General features: G+C 69.2%; 2 protein-coding genes. Both read left to right on the plus strand.

Annotation, left to right across the window (positions count from 1 at the left end):
• Window positions 1–145: 145 nt before the first annotated feature.
• Complete coding sequence (gene tnpA / locus E2C05_RS32300; protein WP_205083298.1) at window positions 146–553, plus strand: IS66-like element accessory protein TnpA; 408 nt, start codon at window positions 146–148, stop codon at window positions 551–553.
• Window positions 550–701: IS66 family insertion sequence element accessory protein TnpB (tnpB, locus tag E2C05_RS35325; protein ID WP_192912575.1), on the plus strand; the 152-nt coding region annotated here is incomplete at its 3' end. The genes tnpA and tnpB, both read left to right, overlap by 4 nt.

Genomic DNA, 701 nt, shown 5'->3' on the forward strand with positions numbered 1-701 from the left:
CGTACGCGTCGTGTTCGCCCCACCTAGCGAAACGCCTTAGCCTTGGTGCCGTGTCGTCGGTCTCTGACTGACGGAGGCGAGGATGGAGGTGGATGCGGAGGTCACGAGTACTCATACGACTGCACGTACGAGTACTCGCAGTGAGGTGGTGGAGGTGGTGACCCGCGGTGAGCGGCGCCGCATCTGGTCGGACGAGCAGAAACGCCTGATCGTCCTGGAGGCGATGCAGCCTGGTGCGCTGGTGACCGAGGTGGCTCGGCGTTGGGGCGTCGGCACGGGCCTGATCTACACTTGGCGGAGGCAGCTTCGGCAAGGCGAGCTCGGCGCAATGCTGGTGCCGGCACCCACCTTCGCCCAGGTCACTGTGGAGCCGGTGCCGGCCTCTGCCGAGCCGGCACTGGCTGCGCCGATACCCGAGGTGCCGGCCGAGGCTGGCGGCGGTGATGCAGGCCTGATCGAGGTTGCCCTGCCCTGCGGCGCGACGGTGCGGATTGGGCGGCACGTGGACGAGGCAGCGCTGCGGCGCGTGCTGTCGGCGGTGCGGGCGCGATGATCGGCCCGCCGCCCGGCACGCGGGTCTACCTGGCCTGCGGTGTGACCGACATGCGGTCCGGGATGGACCGGCTGTCCGCGTTGGTGCAGCAGTCGCTCGGCGCCAATCCATTCGATGGCGCTGTCTATCTCTTCCGAGGCCGCAAGGG

Source organism: Paracraurococcus ruber (genome assembly GCF_004353985.1).
Classification (GTDB): Bacteria; Pseudomonadota; Alphaproteobacteria; order Acetobacterales; family Acetobacteraceae; genus Paracraurococcus; species Paracraurococcus ruber.